Raw genomic sequence first — 20591 nt, 5'->3', positions numbered from 1 at the left:
GGCTCACACCTCCCACAGGGTCACGGTGGTGCCGTGCAGGCCGGGTAGCGGGTAGGCGGTGGTCACCGAGTCCAGCGCGACCACGGCGGACCCGCCCCCCGGCGCCCACGGCGTGGGCTGCGGGGCGGCCTCGGCCTGCCAGGCTTGGGTGGTGACCGCGCCGCCCGGCCCGCCCGTGGGGAGGAGCAGGCCGAGGCGGAGGTATGCGGCCGTGGCGGGCACCAGCGCCGTGACGTGGGTGCGCCGCAGCGTCGGCCCGGGGGTGATCGGGGTGCCCTCGGTCAGCGTGAGTTGCGCGCCGCTGGCGGTGTAGGCGGCCACTACCGCGCGTACCGCCACCTCGGCGGAGACGTAGGCGGAGAAGGTGACCGGCTCCCCCGGCAACGCGGGAACCTCGGTGTCGGCGGTGAGCTGGCCACCGCCGGGCGGGGCCTCCCAGCGCAGGCCACCGGAGAGGGGTAGCGGGCTGGGCTGGGAGATCCACCGCAGGGTGCCGCCGGTGGCGGTGAAGCCCTGCACCGAGCGCAGGCCGGTGCCGGTCGCGGCGGCCTGCACCGGCAACCTGTTGACCCGCTGCGGGTCGATCAGCCACAGCGGGCCGTCCAGCAGGCCCAGGTGCAGCGCGTCCAGGTAGGCCGCCGAGCCTGGGTCCAGGTAGGGCCAGGACAGCACCCAGGTGCGCCGCACCGCGATCCGGTCGATCGTGGGCCGCCCGGTCAGCGAGCGGTGTACCGCACCCACCCGGGTCGCGGTGGCCTCCGGTGCCTTGTCCGGGGCCGGGGACGGCAGTTCCCGCAGTGCCCCGAGCGGGCCGAGGAAGAACGGCACGGCTCACCTCCTTGCGTTGCTGGTGTTGGTGGCATTGACCAAACGGGCCACCCCGGAGCCCTCCACCCGTAGGCGGGCGTGGTCGAGTGCGGCCATGACTCCGGCCGTGACGGCCGCCTGCATCACCTCAGCGTCCACAGTGGACGATGGGCTTCCGTTGCTGGGCAGGGTGGGACGTGCCTCGGGCAGGGCGGTCACGCCCTGACGGGCCACCCGCTGTGCCATGGCGGAGGCTGCGGCGGCCGGGATCGCTGCGGTGTCCTCGATCCCCAGCGCCAAACCGGCGCTGACCTGGGTACCGATCTTGGCGAACACCGTTGAGGGAGAACGGATGCCCAACCACTGCATGACCTGGTCGATCAGGCCACTGACCTTGGAGCGGAGCCAGTCCACCACCCAGTTCCACCCAGCCTTGAGGCCGTTGATCAGTCCGTTGATCATGTCGCGACCGGCTTGCATCAGCCAGGTACCGGCACCCCCGAACACGTTGAGGATGCGCTCATTCAAGGACATGACGAAGCCCACCACGCCGTTGATGGCAGAGCGCACCACGCCCGAAATGGCCGTCCAGATGCCAGACACGATGGTCTTGAGACCGTTCCACGCCCGGTCCCAGTCGCCGGTGATCAGGCCCAGCACGGTTTCGATCACGCCGCGTACCACCTGCATCGCACCGCCGACGATCGCGGCCAGAGAGCCGAACACCGTTGTGGCAACAGCGATCAGCCCCTGTAGCACAGGCACCAACAGGTTGATGATCAGCTCCACCAGAGGAGTGATCGCGGTTACGAGGGTGGCGAACAGGTGTGCGCCCTGAATGATCACCGGCATCAGCGAGGTCAACAGGTTGATCAACGGGGGCAACAGCGCGGTCACGATCTGCAACACGATGGGCAGCAACGGAAGCAGCGCGTTGACCACGGCAAGAAACGCCTCGGCCAACGGCGGGATCAGCGGTGCCAGGCCGGTGATCGCTTGAGTGAGCACCTGACCCACCAGGGTGCCGACTTCGGCCAGCACCGGTGTGGCGGTGGCCAGGGCGGTCGTGATCACCTCGGCGAGCTGGGTGATCGCGTCGACCAGCACGGGCAGCACGGGCATGACGGCGTTGAGCGCGGCCAGCAACACCGTGCTGAACACGTTGGACAGTGCGCCCAGGATCGGCAGGACGGCGGTCAGCGCCTGCACCAGCGCCCCGCCGACCTGGGCCACGATCGGCACCAGCGCGGCTGCGAAGGTAGCCAGGGCTGGGGCGGCCTGTGCGATGGCTTGCACCATCAGGCCGCCGAGCTGGCTCAGCAGCGGGGCCAGTACCGCGGACAGGGCGGCGATGACCGGCGCGAGTTGTGCGATAGCTCCGCCGATCGCACCGCCGAGCAGGCCGATGACCTCACTCAGCGGCGGGGCGAGTGCTTCCACGACCGGGGCCAGCGCGGCCACGGCGGGCACCAGCATGGAGGCGAACGCCTGTGCCGCAACGGCCAGCACCGGGGCAAGCGCGGCGATCATCTGCCCCAGCGGGGCAATAGCCGGGGCCAGGGAGCGCAGCGCGTCGCCGAGCATGGGTCCGATCTGGGCCACGGCGGGCGCGAGCGAGGTCACCAGGGCCTCACCGATGGCGGCCACGATCGGACCGAGGCCAGCGGCCACGGCGGCCAGCCCGCCGAAAATCTGTTGCAGCGCAGTGATTCCCTGCGCTGATTCAAGGAACTCGGCTACCTGGCCGGTGATGTTGACCAGTACCGTCAGCATGTTGCCGCCGGATGCGGAAGCGGCGGAGAACACCGAGGTGACGATGCTGAACACGTTGCCCAGCAACGCACCGAGCTGGCGCAACACATCAATGGCGGCAGAGATCCATCCGGCGAGCTTCCCGGATTCCCTTGCTGTGCTGATGAATTCGCTGAATGACTGCGCAGCACCGATCGCGCCGGAAGTGAGCTGCGGCAGGAAGGTGCTGCCCACGGTGGCCACGTCGGTGAAAGCCGAGACCAGCGGGGCGACCGCGCCGGTCAGGTTGCCGATGGCGGTACGGGCGTTGCCCAGGATGAGTGTGATGTCAGCGGCGGTGTCCCACTGCTCCAGAAAGCCTGTGACCTGGCCAGCTGCGATGTTGAGTTCGGAGGCCACTCCGGTCAGGGCGGTGCGCAGGATCGGCAGGTACTGACCGCCGAGGTCTCGCACAGCGAACCCGAGTCCAGCGAACAGTTCGTCCTGCACGTCCAGGCGCATGCTGTCGAAGGCCGGGCGCAGCGCGCGCACCTCGGTGGCTGCGATGCGGGCGTTCGGCGCGAGCTTGCCGAGGGCTTCGGCGAAGGCTGCCGGGGTGCTGGCGCTGAGCGCGTCGGAGAACCCGGTCAGCCCCAAGCGCAGGGTGTTGATCGCGACGGCGGCGGCCAGGCCCGCAGCGGGCATCACCAGCAGCGCGCCGGAGGCGGTGGCCGCCGCTCCGCCGAGCGCGCCGACGGCTCCGGCGGCCTGGGCCAGGGCGGCGGCCATGACCGCGCCGCGCAGGGTGGCCGCGCCCACGGCCGCCGTCATCGCGGTGAACTGCGCCGTGGCGCGGTTGCTGCTCTCTCCGAGGGCGGAGAGGCTGCGTACCGCTGTGCCCACCGAGCTGTCCAGGGCTACCCGCACGTCAATGTCCCGAGTGGACATACGGCGGATCAGCGCGCCGAAGGCAACCTCTGCGGGCTGGGAGATCAGCTCGGCCAGGATGTGCAGCGCCGGGCGGCCACCCTCGCGGGTGGCCGCCTGGACCTGCTGGCGCAGCAGCGCCGTACTGAGTTCGGCGGTGATGCCCAGCGCGGGCGCGGCCCGTTCGCCCTCCCGGACTCCGTCCCGGATCACGCGGGAGATTCCGCGCAGGGACGGGAGAAGCGTCAGGTAGGCGTGCCCGACGTTGGCCATCGATCACGCTCCCCTCATCATGAGCGCGATCTCTCGCAGGGGGCGTGTTTCCGGTTCACCCCCTCCCGGTGGAGAGGGGTTTTCGGTGGTGTTGCCGGGAATCAGCGGCGGGGCTAGCTGGTCTTCGGTGAGCTTCTGGCCGAGCATCCCGGCCAGCAGCGCCCACACGGCGGTGAGCCTGCGTTCCACGGCCAGCAGCAACAGGTCTGTGCGCGTCCAGTCGGCGTCGGGGGCCAGGGTGCGCCACAGGGCCGCGTCCTGGGGCAGGTGCTCCACCAGCAGGCACACCCTGCGCAGGGACAGCTGTCCCCGGTAGAGGTCAAGCAGATCCACGCCGTAGACGCGGAGTAGGTCGGCTTCCAGGGCTTCGGCGGTCGCGCGCTGGCCGAGCAGGCGCGCGACCGTTACCGGTTTCCCCGCCCCAGCTCCCCGACCAGGGCGGCGGAGAACTCCTCAGCATCGGCCACGGTTCCGGCCACGGTGCGCCACTGCGCGTACTGCTCGGTGCCCAGGATCAGCCGCAGCGCCAGCAGAGGCTTGCCGTGTTCCTCGGCCTCGACGGCATCCAGCGGGAACGCCTCGGCCCGGGGCAGAGTGAAGCTGAGGCCGCGCCAGGTCACGGTGGGGTCGTTTCCCTTGCCGGTCTTGGGTTTGGCCTTGGTGGCCTCGGCGCGCTGGCGGGTGGTCATGGTGGGGCTCCTCACTTCTCAGCTGCTGCGGCAGGACCGGCGGGCGGGGTGGTGGCGGCCAGCACGGCGGGATCGTTGGTGAGCCACACGGCCAGGACGGTCGAACCAGACGGCGGGGCCAGGGCGGAGAAGGTCAAGCCCCAGCGGGCTTCCTGGGTGCGCGACCACTGCGCCTCTTCGGTCTCGGTGACCTCGGCGCGCGGGAGGTAGAGCCGGTGGGCGTAGACCTCGGTGTCACTGACCTGATCCGTCCAGTCCACGCACAGCGCGCGGGCGTCGCCGCGTGGGATGGTGGACAGCTCCGCCCGGAACTTCTTGGACCCGGCTGCGGTTTCGGCGAAGACCATGCCGGAGAAGTAGGCGCTCAGCACGGCCGCCTTGCTCTCCTGGAGGGCGGACTTCACGGTCAGCTCGTGGGACTTGAGGATGAATCGGGCGGGGGTGAGGGTCTGCCAGTGCTCGGTGGGCTCGCGCTCGATCTTGCGGCTCAGCGTCACGCCGTCGGAGGTGGTCAGCCCGAGGCCGGTCCAGGCGGCCGGAAGTGGGCTGGTGGCGTCGGTGGGTTCGGGTGTTCCCGGTGCGGCTAGGTACAGCTCGCCCGTGCCGGGCACGCGCACGAAGGAGGAGTTGAGGGACAAGAGGAGGAGCCTCCGTAGGGGGTGGGGTCGGGGCGGTGTGCTCCGCCCCGCTCGGCGAGGCCGGCGGGGACCGACCCGGGCGGATGATGGGCGCCGCTGCCCGCGACCGCGGACACGCAGACGGGGCGGTGTGGCAGCCCCGGGTCAGCCGGGGCCGGGACGGCGGGCGGGGGTGCGCACCAGCAGCACCGCGTTCGCGGTGGCCAGCGGTTCGCCGGTGTAGGGGTCGGTGCCCGCCACCGGGCCGGTGTTCGGCTCGGCCGAGATCAGCGCCCCGGTTGCGGTGGCGGGGTTGCACAGCACCCCCAGTGCCAGGCCCACCAGGGCCACGGCGGCGTGTTCGGTGTGGTGCCAGGCAGTCAGGCGCAGCGTGGCGCGCTGGATGGCGGGCCACTGCCAGGTGTGCCCGTCCACCGCGACCAGCAGCCACGGCAGGGACGGCGGTCCGCCGTCTCGGCCCCGGCCCACCTCGGTGGAGACCTGCACCCCGGTGGCGGGCGGGTCGGTGTGCGCGCCGAGCTGGCGGCGCAGCACGCGCGCGGCCAGCTCGGCGACGTCGACCGGCACCGGCATGGGTCTGCTCACTCCGGCCCGTCCCCGTCGAGGCCGAGCGCGGTCAGGCCGTTCTCCTCGGCCGAGCGGGACAGCAGGCCGTGCCGGGCTTGCATGCCGATGCCTGCCGGGTGCGGGATGCCCACCGAGACCCGCGCCCGGTCGGTGTCGGACTCGGCCGCCACGGTGACCGGCACCGGCTTGCCGCTGGCCAGCAGGCGGCCCTGTGCGCGGGCGGTCTGCGCCACGGCCTGCGCGGTGGTGGTCAGCAGCTCCCGGACTTGCGGGCTGGTCAGGAGTTCCGCGATCCCTGCGTGGTCAAGGCGTACCTCGGCCATGGCCTCTCACCCCTCCACATGCCGTAGGTCGGTCTCGTAATGGATGTGGCCGTGCCGGGGTTTCCACCGTTCAGGTTCGCCCTGCACGTCGTAACTGCGGCCCTTGTGCACGATGCGTTCGCGTGGGTACACCGGGTCGTAGGTGAACAGCCACGAGATCGAGCCGATGGCGTGCCGCCCGACCTCGGCGGTGTCGGTGGACTCGCGTGGTTGGAGCAGGCCGCGTAGCGGGCGGCGTGCCGCGCCGGGGCCGTAGTCCAGGCGCGGCACCGGGTTTCCGTAGGCGTCGGGGAGTTCGCGGGGGCTGATCACGATCAGCTCATGGGGTAGGTGCAGGCGGGTCCTCCCAAGGGAACGGTTCTCCGGTTCGGCCGTAGCGGTAGAGCACGGGGAGCCGGTAGGGCGGGTCGGTGTGTTCTCCGGCCCCATACGGGGTGCGGGTGGAGCGCAGGCCGCTGCGGCGGGACAGGCGACGCAGCACGGCGCGTTCCTCCTCGGTGAGGTAGACCCCGGTCACGGCCGGGTCGCCGTAGCGGTAGGTGTACTGACCGGCCGTCTCGGACTGGAACCCATCGGGGTTGCGCACGGCCCGCGCTGCCGACTGGCACACCACCGCGACCACGGCCGGGGGTGTGGTGGGGATCAGCAGCGCGGGCGGCACTTCGGCGCGCACCAGCGCGGAGGCATCGGCCAGTGCGGCCAGCGCGCCGTCCTCATCCGGTGTTCCGGCCAGGGGGCGGCGCATCCGGGTTTCCAGCTCGGCCAGGCTCGCCAGCGGCGGCACGGCCGCAGCGGTCATGCCGCTGCGGTGGTCAGGCGCAAGGAGCGCTTGAGCACGCCCTCATCCAACGTGGTCGTGGTACCGGCCAGGGTGGAGACCACCGAGCGGTCCTGCTGGTAGCCCGGGTCATAGTCGCGGATCAGGCGCAGGGCAATGTCGTTGTAGGTCATGGACTCCCCGAAGGACGCGCCGGAAGGAACCTCCATAGCCCTTGTCACCAAAGGGAATCCTGTGCGGTGGTAGGCCACGGCGGAGCCATCGGCGATGTAGACCGAGGGGACCACGTTGAAGCCGTACAACCGGCCGATGACCGCTTCGCGCAGGGCGGCCGTCCAGGTGTCGCTGTCAGCGTTGATCAGCCGCTTGTTCGGGTCGTCCAGGATGACGGCCTCGATTTCGGCGCTGACAGCCAGGAAGCGGTCTTCGCGGGGAACACCGGCCTTGTTCAGCCGGGTTCGGGCGGCCAGGATCTGCCGGTGCACGTCGCTGCCGTCCGGCTTGAACGTCAGGGAGCCGGTGAGCGCGTTCATCTGCGCGGCAACCATCACCTCGACCTCGGTGGCAACGGACTTGGCCTGTGGCACGGCAACGCGGGTGGTGAAATCGGCGATGTGCAGGGAGAGCTGTTCGTCGGTGACGGCGACGCCCTTGTACAGGTAGTCCGACAACTTGACGTCCACCGCGTGCTCCACCACGTCGTCAATGACGATGGGCTTGTTCTCGGCGCGGTTGTAGCGGCGGGCGGGGCCGACCACGGTTCCGGTGCGCACGGTGACGGTGTCGCCGCGCTTTCCGGCGAAGTCGGCTTCGGCGTCGCGCCACGTGGTGGCCGCCAAGACGGTTTGCTGTTCCAGCGCGGCCAGCGATGCCGACGCGATTTGCTTGGGTGTCAGTAGGACGTTGGGCATACGGGGTGGTCAGTCTCCTTGGGATGGTAGGCAACAGCCGGGGGATGAGCGGGCGCTACTTCTTGCCCCAGACCAGCCGGGCAATCTGTTCGGGGGTGTCCTGCACCGGCACCGAGTCGCCGACCGGGGAGGCCGGGCGCAGGGACTCCACCGGCCGCACCGGCGCGACCGGCGCAGGGGCAGGGGCAGCGGCGGGGGCCTGCGCGGCGGCCAGGGCCGTCACGGCGGCCAGCACGGCCGAGGCGTCCTGGCTCAGGGCCTGTTCGTCCTCGCCGCGCAACCGGTCGGCCAGCACGTCCGGCAGACCGACCGCGCGAGCGGCCACCAGCTGATTCAGCCGCTGCTGGGCTGTCGCAGCCTCCGAGCGGGCCTGCTCATACCTGCTGGTCAGGTCGCTGACTTGGTCCTGCAGGACGGTCAGATCCCCGCCCGGTTCGGCCCTCGCCGGCGGCGCGGCCTCGGGCGGGGGACTCACCGCGGCCGGGGCGGGCACCGGCGGGGACTCCGGTGGAGTAGGGGGCGGTGCGGTGGGCGCCGGGCTGGTTTCGGGCGGACTGGTCTCGGACACGGGGGCCTCCTCGGCAAGCGGGGTGAGGTGGGAAGCCCCGGGGTGCTGCGGCGTGGGCCAGCAGCACCCCGGGGAGGAAGGGCCGTCCCGGCCCCGGGCAGGAACCAGCAGGGGTGTGGTTGGTCTGGTCTGCCGGGGCCGGGAGGCGGGTCAGGTGGCCGCGCGCCGGTCGGCTTCGTAGGCGCGGCGGAAGGCGTTGCGCGCCTGTTTGGCGGGCAACCCTTCGGCGTGCTTCTTGTAGAGCTGGGCGAAGCGGCGGGAGGCTTCCGGGAGGGCGGGGGTGGTGGTGTAGACCGGCTCGGCCTCGCACCCGCATCCGTCGTGGTAGCCGTCCTCCGGGTTGCCCTTGTCGGTCAGGGCCGAGGACTTGGTGAGGTAGACCGCGCCCCGGCTGGCCAGCATCGCGCAGAAGGCGCACGGGTCCCCGTCGGTGACGCGCATGTAGCCCAGGGCGCGGGGGTCGCTGCGCAGGTAGGCCAGCATCGCGGCGCGACCGGCGGCGCGGGCCTGCCGCACGGTAGCGGCGGCCACGGCCGGGGCGGCATGGTCGGCGGCCTGCCGTGGGTCCATGCCGCGCCCGGTCAGCCGCTTGATCCGGACCGGGCCGGTCACCAACAGGGAGACCAGCAGCGCGGCCCGCCAGGCCGGGGAGTCGGTCAGCCTCGGCAGGCTCCACCCGTCTCGGCCGATCTCCAGTCCCCGAAACCGTTGGTAGTACTGCGCGCTCAGCCGCTGGGAGGTGGCGCGGTGGCGCGCGATCTGGTCGGCGACCCGTGCTGTCCAGGTGCGCGCGGTGGCATCCAGGCGCAGCGGGTCCAGGGTCTCCCAGACCGAGAGGACGTCCTTGATCACCAGTCCGGCCAAGCTGCCTTGCCTACGGCGGTGGTCCTGGGTCGCCTGGGCTGCCGCTGGATTGGTTGCCATCGAAAGGATTGCCTCCCTCCGTGGTACTGGCCTCGGTGTGGCGGGTGAGGGTTTCGGCCAGCAGCGCGTGACCGTCGAGGCTGGCGGGCATCTGCGACCAGCGCGCCACATCGGTGTCGGTCACGCCCGGGATGCGTTCCCAGGCCGCGCGGGGCGGGATCTCCAACATGGTCACCGCCTTGCCCCAGGCGTCCATCACGGCGGAGAGAGACCGGTTTTGCGTTTCGCGCCAGTGGACGTGTGCGGCCAGATCGCGCCAGCCCTCGGCGTCTCCGGCGACCAGCGCGCACAGCCGCAGCACCTGTGCCCAGGACTCCCCATAGGAGGTGCGCCGTTCGCCGACCCTGCGTTGCAAGCCGGACTCGGCCGCGTCCAAAGCATCGGCGGCCAGGTTGGTCAGCGACCCGTGCAGCGCGTGCGGCGGGGTCTGGGTCAGGGCGGCCAGGTGCCGCAGGATCTGTTCCAGGGCATCGATGTAGCCGCGCAAGTCGGTGTGCTCGAACGTGCCGAACCTGGTCTCCGCACTGTCCGAATGCAGCAGCCGGTCCGGGCCGATCGCGGGTTCGGTCTCCTCGTCCAGCTCAAGGCCAGCGGCCCACCGTTGCCGGTGCGCCCCGTGCTCGCCGGACTGCATCAACAGAAACGTGCTGTAGTTCAACCGGTCCTGCACATCCAAGATGGGTTCCACCACACCGGGGCTGTCCCCGTCCAAGTCCTCCTCGTCTACAAAGGACACGACCGGGCACAGGCCAAGTCCGTGTTCCTGGTGGGAGATGTAGGCCAGGCCGGTGTCATCCTCGGCCAGGTCATAGACCGCCTGGTCATCGATGAGCCGGTACAGCGTGCGCGGGCCGGACGGTGTCCAGGACACCGAGCGGGCCACGGCGTAGACGGGCCACTCGTCGCGGTCATCGGCGTAGACCGCCGTCATGCGCCGGGGCGAGTAGCCCCGGATCACCGGCGACGGTTCGCCCGGCAGCACCAAAGCGAAGGCCAGGCCGTATTTCAGGGCGGAGCGATGAACCGCGGCTTGGTACCGCCCCATGGAGTTGGCCACCCAGTGCGACCAGGCGGCCGGGGCGGGGCTGTTGGGGTCGGTGGCGCGGTAGCCGTCCACGATCAGGTTCTGCGACAACAACTGCACCAGCAACCGGCACCAGTTGGTGCGGCTGCGCTTGAGCGTCCACAGGTAGGCCGCACGTGCATGCTTGGGCGCGAACGGCAGATCGTGCTCCCCGCGCACGTAGCGATGGATGCGCTCGTGTCGTTCCTTGTCCGGCCACCGATCGATCACCCTGGCCGCGACGTCGGCCGCGTCTTTCTGGCTCAGGGCCACATGATCACCTCCTGTATCAGGTGAAGATCCGCAGTTTCCCGGCGCGCTTCTTGGCTCGGTCGGTCCACTTCGGACTGGCCAGTACCAACCGGCGGACGTGGCGTGCGCCGATCAGGCACACACCGAGGTCGATCTTGTGGGGCGATTCCGCACCCTCCTTGCCGATCAGCAGGCCGAAGCGGGTCGGCCTGCGGCGAGCGTTGAGCATGTGCCTGCGCAGACGCAGATCCCCGTCGTGTGTCAGGGTTTTCTGGCGGATGTCGACCAGGGCGCGTTTCACCGCTGGCGCGAAGTCGGCGGTTCGGCCACGCATGTCATAGCCCACGGCGTGGCGGTTACGTCCGGTGGTGGCCTCGATCAGCAGCCGGTCCCCGTAGCTCAATGCCCAGTCGTCCACATAGGACTCAAACTCGGCGACGTCGGCGAAGAAGGCCACCACGTCGAATCGGGCGAAGGCTTCGTGAACGGCTAGGTCTGCCTCGGTCTTGTTGACCCGCCAGCCCTTGCCCTGCAAGCCATCCGGCTTTTCCTGACAGTGCACCACGGCCGGATGCCCGTCAGACATGCGCACGGCGACAAGGCACGTGGCATCATCGGAGGTGGAGCCGTCGAAGAAGAGAACCACCGTGTCCTTGTCGGACAAGGGTTTTCTGGCGGCGTCAGCGCAGGCGTCCCATTCCTGCGCGGTGACGAAGGCAGCGGCGGCCGACCCGCGCTGGTTGAAGAAGTACCGACGGGACTCCTCGACCAATTTGGTGACGTCCCAGAACTCGTTTTCCACGATGCCCGGCAGGTCCATCCAGTCGGCGGACGGGCCGTAGACCTCGGCCAGCGCGGCGACCATGCTGTCCATGTCGGTCATGTCCACTTCCGACGGTGCTTCGCGGTGATCCCACAGCAGCCGGGTAGCGCGGGTCCGCTTCTCGCGGATCGCTTGTGCTTGCGCGTCAACGGCTTCCAGTGAGGATGACTCGCCCTGCTGGTACATGGTGGAGGTCATCAGCGCCCACGGCTCAGCGGCCCGGCGCTTGCGCAGGTTGCGGTCCACGGTCTTGAACATCTGCCGCAGCTCGTTCGTGACGTACAGGTGCGGTTCGTCGAACACGCACATGGATTCCTTGCCGCCGTCCTTGGACGCGCTGGAGGCGGTGGAGGGGATGATCTCCCCGCCGCCCGGCAGAGCGATGCGGGTCAGCCCTACCGCGTTGCCGCTGAGCGCCTCGCCTAGCTTGCCTTCGGAGAGGTTGTAGTGCACCACGTCATAGGTGTTCCCGGCCTGACTCTCTTCTGTTGCCAGGCAACGAATGTAGGGGTAGGTGACCGCCTTGCCCATGGGCTCGCCCGGGGCGTAGACGTAGGTGAAGTCCAGCCAGGTGAACACCTCGCCCCCCTCGGCGAACCCGGCGAAGCGGGCGGGACCGAATGCCTCGAACAACACCACGGTGCCCGCAAGCTCGCTCTTGGCGCGGCCCTTCGGGCGCACCAGCGCGGCCCGGGAGTACAGCCGACGCCCGGCGCTGTTGAGCGCGTAGGCATCGGCGATGAACGCGGCGAACTCGTCATCCAGGGCGAGCGGATCTCCTTGCACATCACCGGGTCCGTGTACTGCGAAGTGCTCGATCCAGGCCGAGGCCAGGAAGCCGAGGGAGCGCATGCGGTCGTGTCCGGGTGCGTAGACCAGTTCACGGGGCACCGCCTAGCCTCCGACGTCGATCGGCCAGCCGGGTCACGGCCGCAGGGTCAACGGGTGCGGCCTGGCCCTGTTCCGGGCTGGTGTAACGGATGCGGAGCTTGAGCCGGTCCTCATGGGTCAGGCCGAGCTTGCCGTAGCGCAAGCGCAGTTCGGCGGCCACCTTGGGGTTGCCGGACCAGTACTGTTCCACCAGCACCACGGTTTCCAGCGCGAACAGCCAGTCACCTTCGGTCCACAGGCGACAGTGCGGCATGCGCCGGACTGCCTCCCACCACGCCAGAGTCCTTGCATGCCAAGGGGTGTCGTCGTTCTCGGGCAGGTCCGGGGACTCGCCGGTGTAGGGGGTGGCCTCGACCGTGGTCCACTCGTAGGTCTTGGCGTTGCGGTTGCGGGGGTTCTCCGATGGCGGGCGGCCGGTCAGTGCCACGGCACACCCCCTTGTCCCGTCAGCGGTCGGGCTTGGGGTAGGGCTTGGCCAGGTGCGCGATCCTGCGGCGCATCGTGCGCGTGAGCGGCAGGACGTAGCGGTGCTTGAGGCTGGCCACCTTGAGGTGCTGCACCTCGGGGTCGATCGTGCGGCGCACGAAGTCCTCGGCCTTCTCCCCGGGCGGCCGGTTGACGGCCATGTGCCGCAGCGTCCGGCCATGCACCACCCGGCCGCCGGAGAGCCGGTAGTAGGAGTTGTAGGGCGAGGTCATGCCGGTGTAGATCCAGTTGCCTGCCTGGTAGATCCCGCCGTGGTGGCCGTGCTCGGTGTCGGCGTAGGAGACCACGGCCAGCAGGCCGGGACAGGCTGCGCGGAGCTGCCGCAGCGCGGCGGCCACCATGCGCGTGACCGGTTGTTCGTGCTCCCGCAACGCAATGCGCGTCAGCTCCACACATTGGGCCTGGCTCAAGTTGTAGGGAGAGCCGATGTTGTTGGTTGCGCCTCGGCCGAACAGGATCGCCCCGGTGAACACCCCGTGCTCCCAGACACCGAAGCAGGCGTTCTTGCCTGCGGCAGGCATGCGGGCGCTGTAGTGCCAGTGGCGGACGGCATGGCGCGCGGCCGAGGTCCGGCAGGGGGCGACCAGCAGCGGCACCGTGGGGTCAGTCTGGGGGCTGTCCACTTCGCGCCAGGCGGGCCGCTCGGGCGCGGGGGGACTCGCGGCGAACCCAGGTGATCCGGTCCAGCTCGGGGAGTTCGTCAGCGCTGGTGGGGCGGAAGTCAAGGTCGCTGACCTCCGTCCCTCGGGGTGCCGGGATGGGGAACAGCGGTTCGGTCACGCGCGGGTACTCCGGGACAGGGGTGGTGGGCAGGGCGGAGCTGGCCGCCCGGGGGTTGGCGCCCGCGGTCACACGGGCAGGGCGGCCAGCCCCGCCCTGGTGAGCGAGGCCGGCGAGGAGGTCCCCGGGCGGGAGAGGCCGCCCGGTGCAGGCGACCGCGGTCAGGCTGACCGGGCGGGACACGGCACGGTGGCCCACCCGACGGGGTGGCCAGGGTGAGCAGCGGCGGCAGGGGTGCCGGGGCCGGGCCGGAAGTCTGGAGTTTCGTACACGCCGCGAGCAGCTATGACGTACCGGTTGGGCTGGTCAGGGGCAGGGGGGTACCCCCCACCCTGGGCAGGCTCAGCCCGTCCGGCGCGGCCGGTTCGCCTTCCCCCCACTCACCGAGGGTGACTGATCCGGGGTCATCTCGGGGTTGTCGTCGGGCAGCTCGGCCCCGGCCTGACTGGTCTCGTCGTCCTGGTGCTCACGCACAGCGAACCCGGTGGAGAGCAGCCACTCAGCGGAGGCGTGGTCACGCTCGACCACGGTTCCGGCCCGGTGGCCTCCGAGGTCATGAAGCAGGCGGATCAACATCACGGTCACCTTTCGATCAGGCCGGGGTGCGGCTCGGTGGGTCGGTGGGTCGGCTCGCGCTGCGCTGCGGACGCACGGCCGCCTTCCCTGCCGCTCTTGCTGGCGTGGCAGGCCGCGCAGATCCCGCGCAGGTTGGCGTCGGAGTGGTCGTCTCCCGGCCTGATGTGGTCGACCTGGGCAGAGGGCACCAGCCAGCAGACACAGCACGTGGGGTCACGGCGCAGGATGCGGGCGCGGATGCGCGGCCAGTCGCGGGGAAGCCGGGAGGCACGGGTACTTCCGGACCAGGCGGCCACCAGCACCACCCCCTCCGGCAACGGCACGGCGGCAGGCCGGGCGGGGACAGGTGGGAGGGTCAGCGCGGGCCGGGTGGCCCCGGACATGACGGAGCCCCGGCACCAGGGGGGAGAGGTGCCGGGGCTTCCATGGTCAGCGCGTCAGGGGGGTAGACGTCACCGACAGTTATTCACCTTACGTTCGGTGCAGGTCAGGCGCAAGTGGTTAGGCGGGCGGGTGTTGCGCCCGGTAGTCGCGGACGTGTTTCAGGGCGGTGGTGTAGGCCGTGCCGGTCCGGCGCTGGACCTCGGCCACGGACAGCGTCTCGCCCTCGGCTTCGGCCTCGGCCAACAGGGCGCTGATCCGCCCGGCAACCTGGCCTTTGGGGATGGCGTCGGTCGAGCCGGGCGGCCTGCCCCCGCGTGGCGCGGACGCGCGTTCCTGCCGCCGCTGGCGGTGGTCCAGGACAGTGGAGCGCAACCAGAACTCGGTACCGCACACCACCGCGTCAGCCGGGGGCACCAGCATCGTGCGCTCCGCATCCGGCGCGGCTTCGCGCTCCTGCTTGGCGTAGGCGTGCCAGGTCCCCGCTGAGATGCCCAGCAGGGCAGCGGCTTCGGTGACGTCCAACAGGTCGGCCGCGTCCTCTGTGGAGGGAACCGGCGGGATCGGCTGACCGGCCGCGTGTGCGCGCACCTGGTCCAGGTCCCACAGACGCGGGTGGCCCCGGCTCGGCGTGCCCGTGGTCAGGGTCGGCGGGTGCTTGGGGTGCTCCCACGGCTTCAACCGCTTGAGCTGGTGAATGCTCAGTTCGTAGACCTCGGCCAGTCCGGCCACGTCCACCGCTGTGCGGCCTGCGGGAATCACGGTCCTGCCTCCCTGTTCCTGTGGTGCCGGGAATGCCGGTGCCCCGGCTCCCTGGGAGGGGAGCCGGGGCACCAGGTCTATCAGTCGCGCACCGCGCGCCGGACGTCCGGGATGTTCACCCCGTCGCGGGGGACGTAGCCGGTCATGCGTCCGGCGAGCCATCCGTCCTCACGGAGCTTGATCCCCTTGTCCATGTGCAGCACGGGGTACAGCTCAGCGAACTTCGCCTCCACCCGCACCTGTTCGGCCACCTGGATCTCAGCCACGGTGTCGGAGTCGGTGAAGCCGTTCCGGATCTCCCTGTGCAGCTTGCGAACCATGAACGCCACGCCGTACCCGAACCCTGCCATGTAGGAGCGGCGGAAGTCGCGTCTCACGCCGTTGATGCGGCCGTCCTTCCGGTCCTTCAACTCGGCGTTCATGACCTGGGAGGACAGAACGTCCACCGTGGCAACGATCTCCGGCAGCACCAGGCCCAGCGCCTTGCGGGCCGAGACGGTGCCCACGATCAGCACCACGCGCGGCGTGTCCTTGTCCTTGTTGAACTGGTTGTTGATGGTGGCCACCTTGCAGCCGAAGGCTTCGGCCACGGCCGCGACCAGTTCGGCGCGCGCCTTGCCGTGGTAGCCGTCTTCGCTGATCTCGTACCGCAGCACGTTGACGGCTTCACCCTTCTTGCCGTCGGTGTAGCGGTTGATGGCGTTGGCCAGCACCTCCCCCAGCAGCCCGCGCAGTGAGGTGACGATGATCTGTCGCGCGGAGTGCCCCCGATCGGCCGTGCCCTCTTCGCGGAGGGCCGCCAGCGTCAGGCGGATGGTTTCCTTGTACTCGTTCATGACTCTCTTTCCTTGTTGCGCAGAGGGTTTCGGTCTGCCGGGTCCGGTTTCCTATTCCGTTCCCGACAACAAGAACTATACAAGCAATGCGGTGCACTTGGCGAGTGAGTGTGGTCCGCCCCACACCCGGTGTCCCGGTCCCGCAAGGGAACCGGGACACCGGAGTTCATCAGAGTCCGAGCTCCCTGCGGAGTTCGGCAGGCAGTGCGCGCATGGGGTCCTCGGTCTGCCACACGCTCTGCGAGTCCGGCTCTACCCAGTCACGCCCCGCATGGAACGCGTCCATGTTGTAGTCCATCGGGGGTTGCTCCCCGATCAGCTTGGGAAACAAGGACTTGAACGTGCTGGCCACCGACTTGTCCTGTTCGTCCATCACGGTTCGCGCCGTGATTCCGTTGCTGCTGAACAACTTCACTGACTCAGAGCTGGTGTCCCAACGGAGCCACCGCCGGTAGCCGTCGACCCGGTCAGCCAGCAGCGAGGCCCATCCGACCAGCCAGCTTGTGTTGAAGAAGTAGCGTTCAACCGCGAGTTCCCAGCGGCCATCTCCGGCCAAGCCGTCAACGTGGCGCGTGGCCGCCTCCTCAGCATGATGGGTCGCCAGGGTGGACATAGTCGGCAGGATGAGTTTCAGCCCGTCCACGGTGATCTGAGGACCCACGATCAGCACATGGCGAGCATCGGGACCCAGGTCATTGCCCACGGTGGCGACCCGGCAGCCCATACCCAGCGCCAAGAGGCAGACCGCCTCGGGCAAGGCCCGGTCGGCCAGGATGCCACCAGGAATGTCCTGGCGCACCAGGGCAATACCCTGCGGTTCTGCCAGCCTGGCCATTTGCCGCGCGTCCGCTCGGACGCTGGCACGGATCACGGCCGCGCCAGCCCAGTAGAGGCGGTCCAGGGCAACGATCTGGTCGGCGGTCTGGGTAGCGGACTTCGTCCGCAGTTGCACCAGTCGCTTGGTAGTGGTTCGCATGATGCTCGTTCCTTTGCAGCGCAGAGGGTTTGCCGTGGCGGAGACGGTTTCCTAGTCCGTCTCCGCCACGGGTTTCCTTGAATGTGTTGCTACGCAAGGGAGTTCTTGCGTAGCAATCGACGGGGGTGCCGGGTTGTCCGGCACCCCCGCATCAGATCACCGTCCGACCGGCGCGAACCCCGTGTTGGCGTAGGCGAGGGAAACGATCTGGTAGCAGATCAGCTTTTCCCGCGTGGCGCGGTCGTCCTGCCAGTGGACCTGGAACACGCCCATTTCCACCGGTTCCCACACGTTGCGGTGGGATTCCAGGAACCAGTGGTTGTAGGCGTGTGCCAGCGATCCGGGGCAGTCCCCGTCGAACCCGGCCCGCACGCACAGCGTGCACCGGCCGCCACGGCGCGGTTCGGTGCCGTCGGTCATGAACAGCACCCGGGGCTTGCCGGGCTTGAGCAGGTCGGCGACGTTCGCGCCGTACTCCGACACGGCCCGTTCTCCGTCGGTCAGCAGGGGCAGCACGTACACGGCCCATACCGTGATCATGCCGTCCCGGCTCTGGCCTTCGGTCATGGTTGGCGTCCTCTTTCCTTTGTCGCGCAGAGGGTTTCTTGGCGTGATGGCCGGTTTCCTAGTCCGTCCCTCACACCAAGAACTATACAAGAAATACGAAGCATCGCACTGGGTTGAACGGGTGATCCAGGACACATCCGCAATGGGCCGGGGAGCACCAGGCGGTCAGCGGTCAGCGGGGACGCGCGGCGAGGGCGACGGACAGGCCGAGCGGGCTAGGACACCGCCCGGCTATGCTGGTGCCGTCCTTTCGCGCAGAGGGGACATAGGGCGGGACCGGCTTTCCTAACGCCCCGGACTCAAACGCCGGGGGCGTCGTCGGTCCCGCCCGCCTTCGTCTCAGGCCGGGCGGGCCTGGCTGCCCCTACGCCGCTGCCAGGACACCAGCACCTCCGTGCGCGGGTACAGCGGCCGGTTGCGGCTTCCCTGCCGGGTCCAGCCGTCCTCGCTCCGCCAGCGCCGCAGCGTGCCCACCGGCACCTCCAGCCACGCCGAGATGGACGCCAGGTCCGACACCGGCGAACCCAAGGCGTGACCAAGCTGTTCCCACCGGTCCCGGGTCCAGAACGCCCGGCAGGACGGGCAGGTGATCCGGTCGCTGGTCAGCCGGGCGCGCAACCGCGCGTCACACGGGCGGGGCTCCCGCTCGCCGGGGTGGACGACCATGGTCGGGCAGGTGCCCACGGGCACGGTGCGTTCGACCAGGCCGTGCGCCACGCGGAGCTGGCGGCGCAGCTCGGCCACCTCGGCGGCCATGTCCCCCACCCAGTACTGGCGGGTGATGAAACCCAGCCACCGCAACAACAACGCGACCTCGCCGGACACGGTCCGCCGGTTCACACCGAGCAGGGCGGCGGCCCGCTCATGCAGTTCGGCCACCGGTCCTGCCAGCCGGACGGCCCACGGCTGGCGCGTGGTCCACTCCAGCCAGCCCAGCAACCTCAGCGCGTCGTTCAGCTCGGCCTCGGAGACCTGCGGCACCATGCCCGCGTCCTGGCGGAGGTTGTCCACCCAGCTCGACAAGACGTCCAGCACGGGCAGCGGGTCGCCGTCCTCCCCGGCCTGCGTGCGGGCATCGGTCAGGGCCAGCACGGAGTCTCGGACCGGGGACCGGGATGCGAATCCGGGCGCTCCCCGCCCGGCCGCGGTCGCACCCCCGGCCCCGGGCAGCAGGGCGTCGTCCAGGCTGGCGTACAGGTCCACGATCTCGCGCAGGTCCACGCGCAAGCGCTCGGTGCAGGGCTCGCAGGTGAGGTAGCCGGGCACCGAGGGGAACGGGTTGCCCGAGAGCGCCCGGCAGCCCAGCACGCACGGTACGACGGTGAACAGGGACTCACTCATGCCGGGTTCTCCTTGCTGCTGAGGGCTTCTCGGCCCGCCTCGATTCGGGACGGGTGCACGCGGGTGGTCACCTGGCGCACCTCGGTGCGGTGGTTGGGCCAGCAGATGACCCCGGCCTCGGCGCGGCAGTCCGCGACCGGGCAGACCACGGCGAGCGCGGCGGCCTGCTCAGGGCTGCGGGTCCAGCCGGTCCGCTGGTACATCTCGGCCATGCCGCGCCGTGCCGCAGCGGAGAACCTGCTCCGGTCGGCCGGACCGGGCGGAGGTTTCGGTGCCCGCGCTGCGGAGCGCTCCCGCGCGCGCCGGACGCGTTCGCGGATGTCGGCCGGGGTGATCTCGTTCGAGGTGGCCGAGTGCGCAGCTACGGCGGCTTGGCACTCCCCGAGGGTCAGCCCGCGTAGCTGGTGCTGCCAGGCCAGCACGTCGGCCTCACCAGGGCGGCGGCGGTGGTAGGCGGCCATCATGGCCAGCAGCGCGGCCACCTCGGACCGGCTCATGTAGTCCTGGTCGTTCATCGGATGCTCTCCCCGGCCGGGGTGGTCACGGTGGTGGTGGAGACGAGTTCGCGGAGGCTGGACGGTCCACCGGCGACGCGGGCGCGGAGCAGGCGGCCGGTCTCGGTGTCGTCCTGGTCCTCGATCGCGTAGCGCGCGGCCAGGGCCAGCCCTGCGGCCACCGCGTCGTCCGTGCGGGACCGGGGCAGGCTGGCGCGGCTGATCTCCGGTTCGCGCATGGCCTCGGACACCAGCTCGGGCAACAGGCCGGTGCCCAACCTCTTGCCTGCCCACAGGCGCAGGCCGTTGCCGATGTGCTGTTCGGGGATGCCCTCGGCCAGCAGCCGGGCGACCTCGGCGGCCAGCCTGCCCGTGACGCGCTGCGGCTGTCCCGGCACGTGCTCGGTCACCAGCTCGCGGGCCTCCTCGCGCACACACGCACCCTCACGTGCGCGCGGGTCGCCGCCCCCTGGAGTAGTCACCCTGGCGAGAGGGACAACCTCCCCCTTCCCCCCTCCCCCTTCCCCCAGAGGGTTCGCGGAAGGGTTACCGGAAGGGTCCGGCGACTGGTCGTCCTGCAGCGCCTCCCCTGCTGGTTGACCTGCGGTTTCGGCGGGGGCGGGACGCCCGGGTGCGTCCGGCCCGCCTCCGGCCGGCCGGACGCACCCGGGCGGCCCGCCGTGCGTGGGCGCCGGGGCCTTCCCGGGCGGGTTGCCCGGCTCGGTGACTGTGTCCGCGGTCGCGTCCGCGGCCTCGCTGATGGGGCGGGACGTGGCTCCGCGTCGGCGGCCTGCGGCAGCCAGCTCGGGCGGCATCGTGCGCTCCCCGGCGACCAGCGCGGCGGCCACGAGCTGCGGGCCGGGGCCGGTCACCTCGCCCGGCAGGCGGCGCAGCTCTTCGGCCAGCGCGGTGCGCAGCACCCGGGAGGAGATCCGGAACGCCTCCCGCAACGCCGCGCTGAGCACGTTGGGCTGTTTCCAGATGCCGTCACGCCGGATCAGCGCCCGCACAAGAACTTCCTCCGCGTCGTGGTCCACGACCACGAACCGCGCTTCGGACAGCTCACCGAGGGCCGCAGCGATGCCGTCCACGGTGCTGCTGGTCGAGGCCGAAGCCCAGCGCCGCAGACGCAGCGGCAGGGCACCGGAGTAGGCCATGTCCTCTTGGGACATGAGGAACAGGTACAACCTCTGCGCTGCCTCCGACAGCGCCCGGAAATCCGGGTCG

General features: G+C 70.4%; 25 protein-coding genes. All 25 read right to left on the bottom strand.

The genetic code is table 11. The annotated features are described in order from the left end of the window. Positions 1–3: 3 nt before the first annotated feature. The 25 genes from MZC64_RS16245 to MZC64_RS16125 all read right to left on the bottom strand — a co-directional run bounded on the left by MZC64_RS16245 (position 4) and on the right by MZC64_RS16125 (position 20536). Positions 4–828, bottom strand: a complete 825-nt coding sequence (locus tag MZC64_RS16245) for a hypothetical protein (RefSeq protein ID WP_247757544.1) — start codon at positions 826–828, stop codon at positions 4–6. A 3-nt stretch (positions 829–831) separates the two neighbouring features. After that, positions 832–3738 carry a hypothetical protein gene (locus MZC64_RS16240; protein ID WP_247757543.1) on the bottom strand — a complete coding sequence of 969 codons (2907 nt, stop codon included), beginning with the start codon at positions 3736–3738 and terminating at the stop codon, positions 832–834. Between the two features lie 3 nt (positions 3739–3741). Next, positions 3742–4071: a hypothetical protein gene (locus MZC64_RS16235; RefSeq protein WP_247757542.1), complete on the bottom strand. Its 330-nt coding sequence runs from the start codon at positions 4069–4071 to the stop codon at positions 3742–3744. 71 nt (positions 4072–4142) lie between these two features. After that, entirely contained in the window at positions 4143–4427 is a 285-nt protein-coding gene (locus tag MZC64_RS16230; protein ID WP_247757541.1) for a hypothetical protein, read from the bottom strand. 11 nt (positions 4428–4438) lie between these two features. Then, positions 4439–5065 carry a hypothetical protein gene (locus MZC64_RS16225; protein WP_247757540.1) on the bottom strand — a complete coding sequence of 209 codons (627 nt, stop codon included), beginning with the start codon at positions 5063–5065 and terminating at the stop codon, positions 4439–4441. Between the two features lie 144 nt (positions 5066–5209). After that, positions 5210–5650, bottom strand: a complete 441-nt coding sequence (locus MZC64_RS16220) for a hypothetical protein (protein WP_247757539.1) — start codon at positions 5648–5650, stop codon at positions 5210–5212. Continuing rightward, a complete protein-coding gene (locus tag MZC64_RS16215) occupies positions 5647–5955 on the bottom strand; it encodes a hypothetical protein (RefSeq protein ID WP_247757538.1) in 309 nt (102 codons plus the stop codon). Before MZC64_RS16215 ends, MZC64_RS16220 begins: the two co-directional genes overlap by 4 nt. Before the next feature lie 6 nt (positions 5956–5961). After that, entirely contained in the window at positions 5962–6267 is a 306-nt protein-coding gene (locus MZC64_RS16210; protein WP_247757537.1) for a hypothetical protein, read from the bottom strand. A 7-nt stretch (positions 6268–6274) separates the two neighbouring features. Continuing rightward, positions 6275–6754, bottom strand: coding sequence for a hypothetical protein (locus tag MZC64_RS16205; RefSeq protein ID WP_247757536.1), 480 nt, complete (start codon positions 6752–6754; stop codon positions 6275–6277). Further along, the gene (locus tag MZC64_RS16200) at positions 6751–7644 is read right to left on the bottom strand and encodes a P22 phage major capsid protein family protein (protein ID WP_247757535.1); all 894 of its coding nucleotides are present in this window, start codon (positions 7642–7644) and stop codon (positions 6751–6753) included. Before MZC64_RS16200 ends, MZC64_RS16205 begins: the two co-directional genes overlap by 4 nt. Before the next feature lie 55 nt (positions 7645–7699). Beyond that, entirely contained in the window at positions 7700–8212 is a 513-nt protein-coding gene (locus MZC64_RS16195; protein ID WP_247757534.1) for a hypothetical protein, read from the bottom strand. 150 nt (positions 8213–8362) lie between these two features. Further along, complete coding sequence (locus MZC64_RS16190) at positions 8363–9076, bottom strand: hypothetical protein (RefSeq protein ID WP_247757533.1); 714 nt, start codon at positions 9074–9076, stop codon at positions 8363–8365. A gap of 10 nt (positions 9077–9086) precedes the next feature. Next, entirely contained in the window at positions 9087–10472 is a 1386-nt protein-coding gene (locus tag MZC64_RS16185) for a phage portal protein (protein WP_247757532.1), read from the bottom strand. A 16-nt stretch (positions 10473–10488) separates the two neighbouring features. Beyond that, entirely contained in the window at positions 10489–12165 is a 1677-nt protein-coding gene (locus MZC64_RS16180; protein ID WP_247757531.1) for a Terminase, read from the bottom strand. Continuing rightward, positions 12155–12592, bottom strand: coding sequence for a hypothetical protein (locus MZC64_RS16175; RefSeq protein ID WP_247757530.1), 438 nt, complete (start codon positions 12590–12592; stop codon positions 12155–12157). The genes MZC64_RS16180 and MZC64_RS16175 overlap by 11 nt, the downstream gene beginning before the upstream one ends. A gap of 19 nt (positions 12593–12611) precedes the next feature. Beyond that, entirely contained in the window at positions 12612–13274 is a 663-nt protein-coding gene (locus tag MZC64_RS16170; RefSeq protein WP_247757529.1) for a protein Mom, read from the bottom strand. Positions 13275–13773: 499 nt separating this feature from the next. Then, positions 13774–14007, bottom strand: a complete 234-nt coding sequence (locus tag MZC64_RS16165) for a hypothetical protein (RefSeq protein WP_247757528.1) — start codon at positions 14005–14007, stop codon at positions 13774–13776. A gap of 5 nt (positions 14008–14012) precedes the next feature. Then, positions 14013–14390 carry an HNH endonuclease signature motif containing protein gene (locus MZC64_RS16160; RefSeq protein WP_247757527.1) on the bottom strand — a complete coding sequence of 126 codons (378 nt, stop codon included), beginning with the start codon at positions 14388–14390 and terminating at the stop codon, positions 14013–14015. 118 nt (positions 14391–14508) lie between these two features. Then, the gene (locus tag MZC64_RS16155) at positions 14509–15150 is read right to left on the bottom strand and encodes a hypothetical protein (RefSeq protein ID WP_247757526.1); all 642 of its coding nucleotides are present in this window, start codon (positions 15148–15150) and stop codon (positions 14509–14511) included. An 80-nt stretch (positions 15151–15230) separates the two neighbouring features. Next, positions 15231–15986 carry a hypothetical protein gene (locus tag MZC64_RS16150; RefSeq protein ID WP_247757525.1) on the bottom strand — a complete coding sequence of 252 codons (756 nt, stop codon included), beginning with the start codon at positions 15984–15986 and terminating at the stop codon, positions 15231–15233. A gap of 169 nt (positions 15987–16155) precedes the next feature. Beyond that, positions 16156–16962 carry a hypothetical protein gene (locus tag MZC64_RS16145; protein ID WP_247757524.1) on the bottom strand — a complete coding sequence of 269 codons (807 nt, stop codon included), beginning with the start codon at positions 16960–16962 and terminating at the stop codon, positions 16156–16158. 156 nt (positions 16963–17118) lie between these two features. Next, complete coding sequence (locus MZC64_RS16140; RefSeq protein ID WP_247757523.1) at positions 17119–17529, bottom strand: hypothetical protein; 411 nt, start codon at positions 17527–17529, stop codon at positions 17119–17121. A 339-nt stretch (positions 17530–17868) separates the two neighbouring features. Continuing rightward, the gene (locus MZC64_RS16135; protein WP_247757522.1) at positions 17869–18870 is read right to left on the bottom strand and encodes a hypothetical protein; all 1002 of its coding nucleotides are present in this window, start codon (positions 18868–18870) and stop codon (positions 17869–17871) included. After that, positions 18867–19385, bottom strand: a complete 519-nt coding sequence (locus MZC64_RS16130) for a hypothetical protein (protein ID WP_247757521.1) — start codon at positions 19383–19385, stop codon at positions 18867–18869. Before MZC64_RS16130 ends, MZC64_RS16135 begins: the two co-directional genes overlap by 4 nt. Then, the gene (locus MZC64_RS16125) at positions 19382–20536 is read right to left on the bottom strand and encodes a hypothetical protein (RefSeq protein ID WP_247757520.1); all 1155 of its coding nucleotides are present in this window, start codon (positions 20534–20536) and stop codon (positions 19382–19384) included. Before MZC64_RS16125 ends, MZC64_RS16130 begins: the two co-directional genes overlap by 4 nt. Positions 20537–20591 lie beyond the last annotated feature (55 nt).

The organism is Crossiella sp. S99.2, assembly GCF_023094165.1.
In the GTDB taxonomy this organism is placed as follows: domain Bacteria; phylum Actinomycetota; class Actinomycetes; order Mycobacteriales; family Pseudonocardiaceae; genus Crossiella.
The sequence above is the reverse complement of the archived record's forward strand: the minus strand, read 5'-3'. Positions and strand labels throughout refer to the sequence as shown.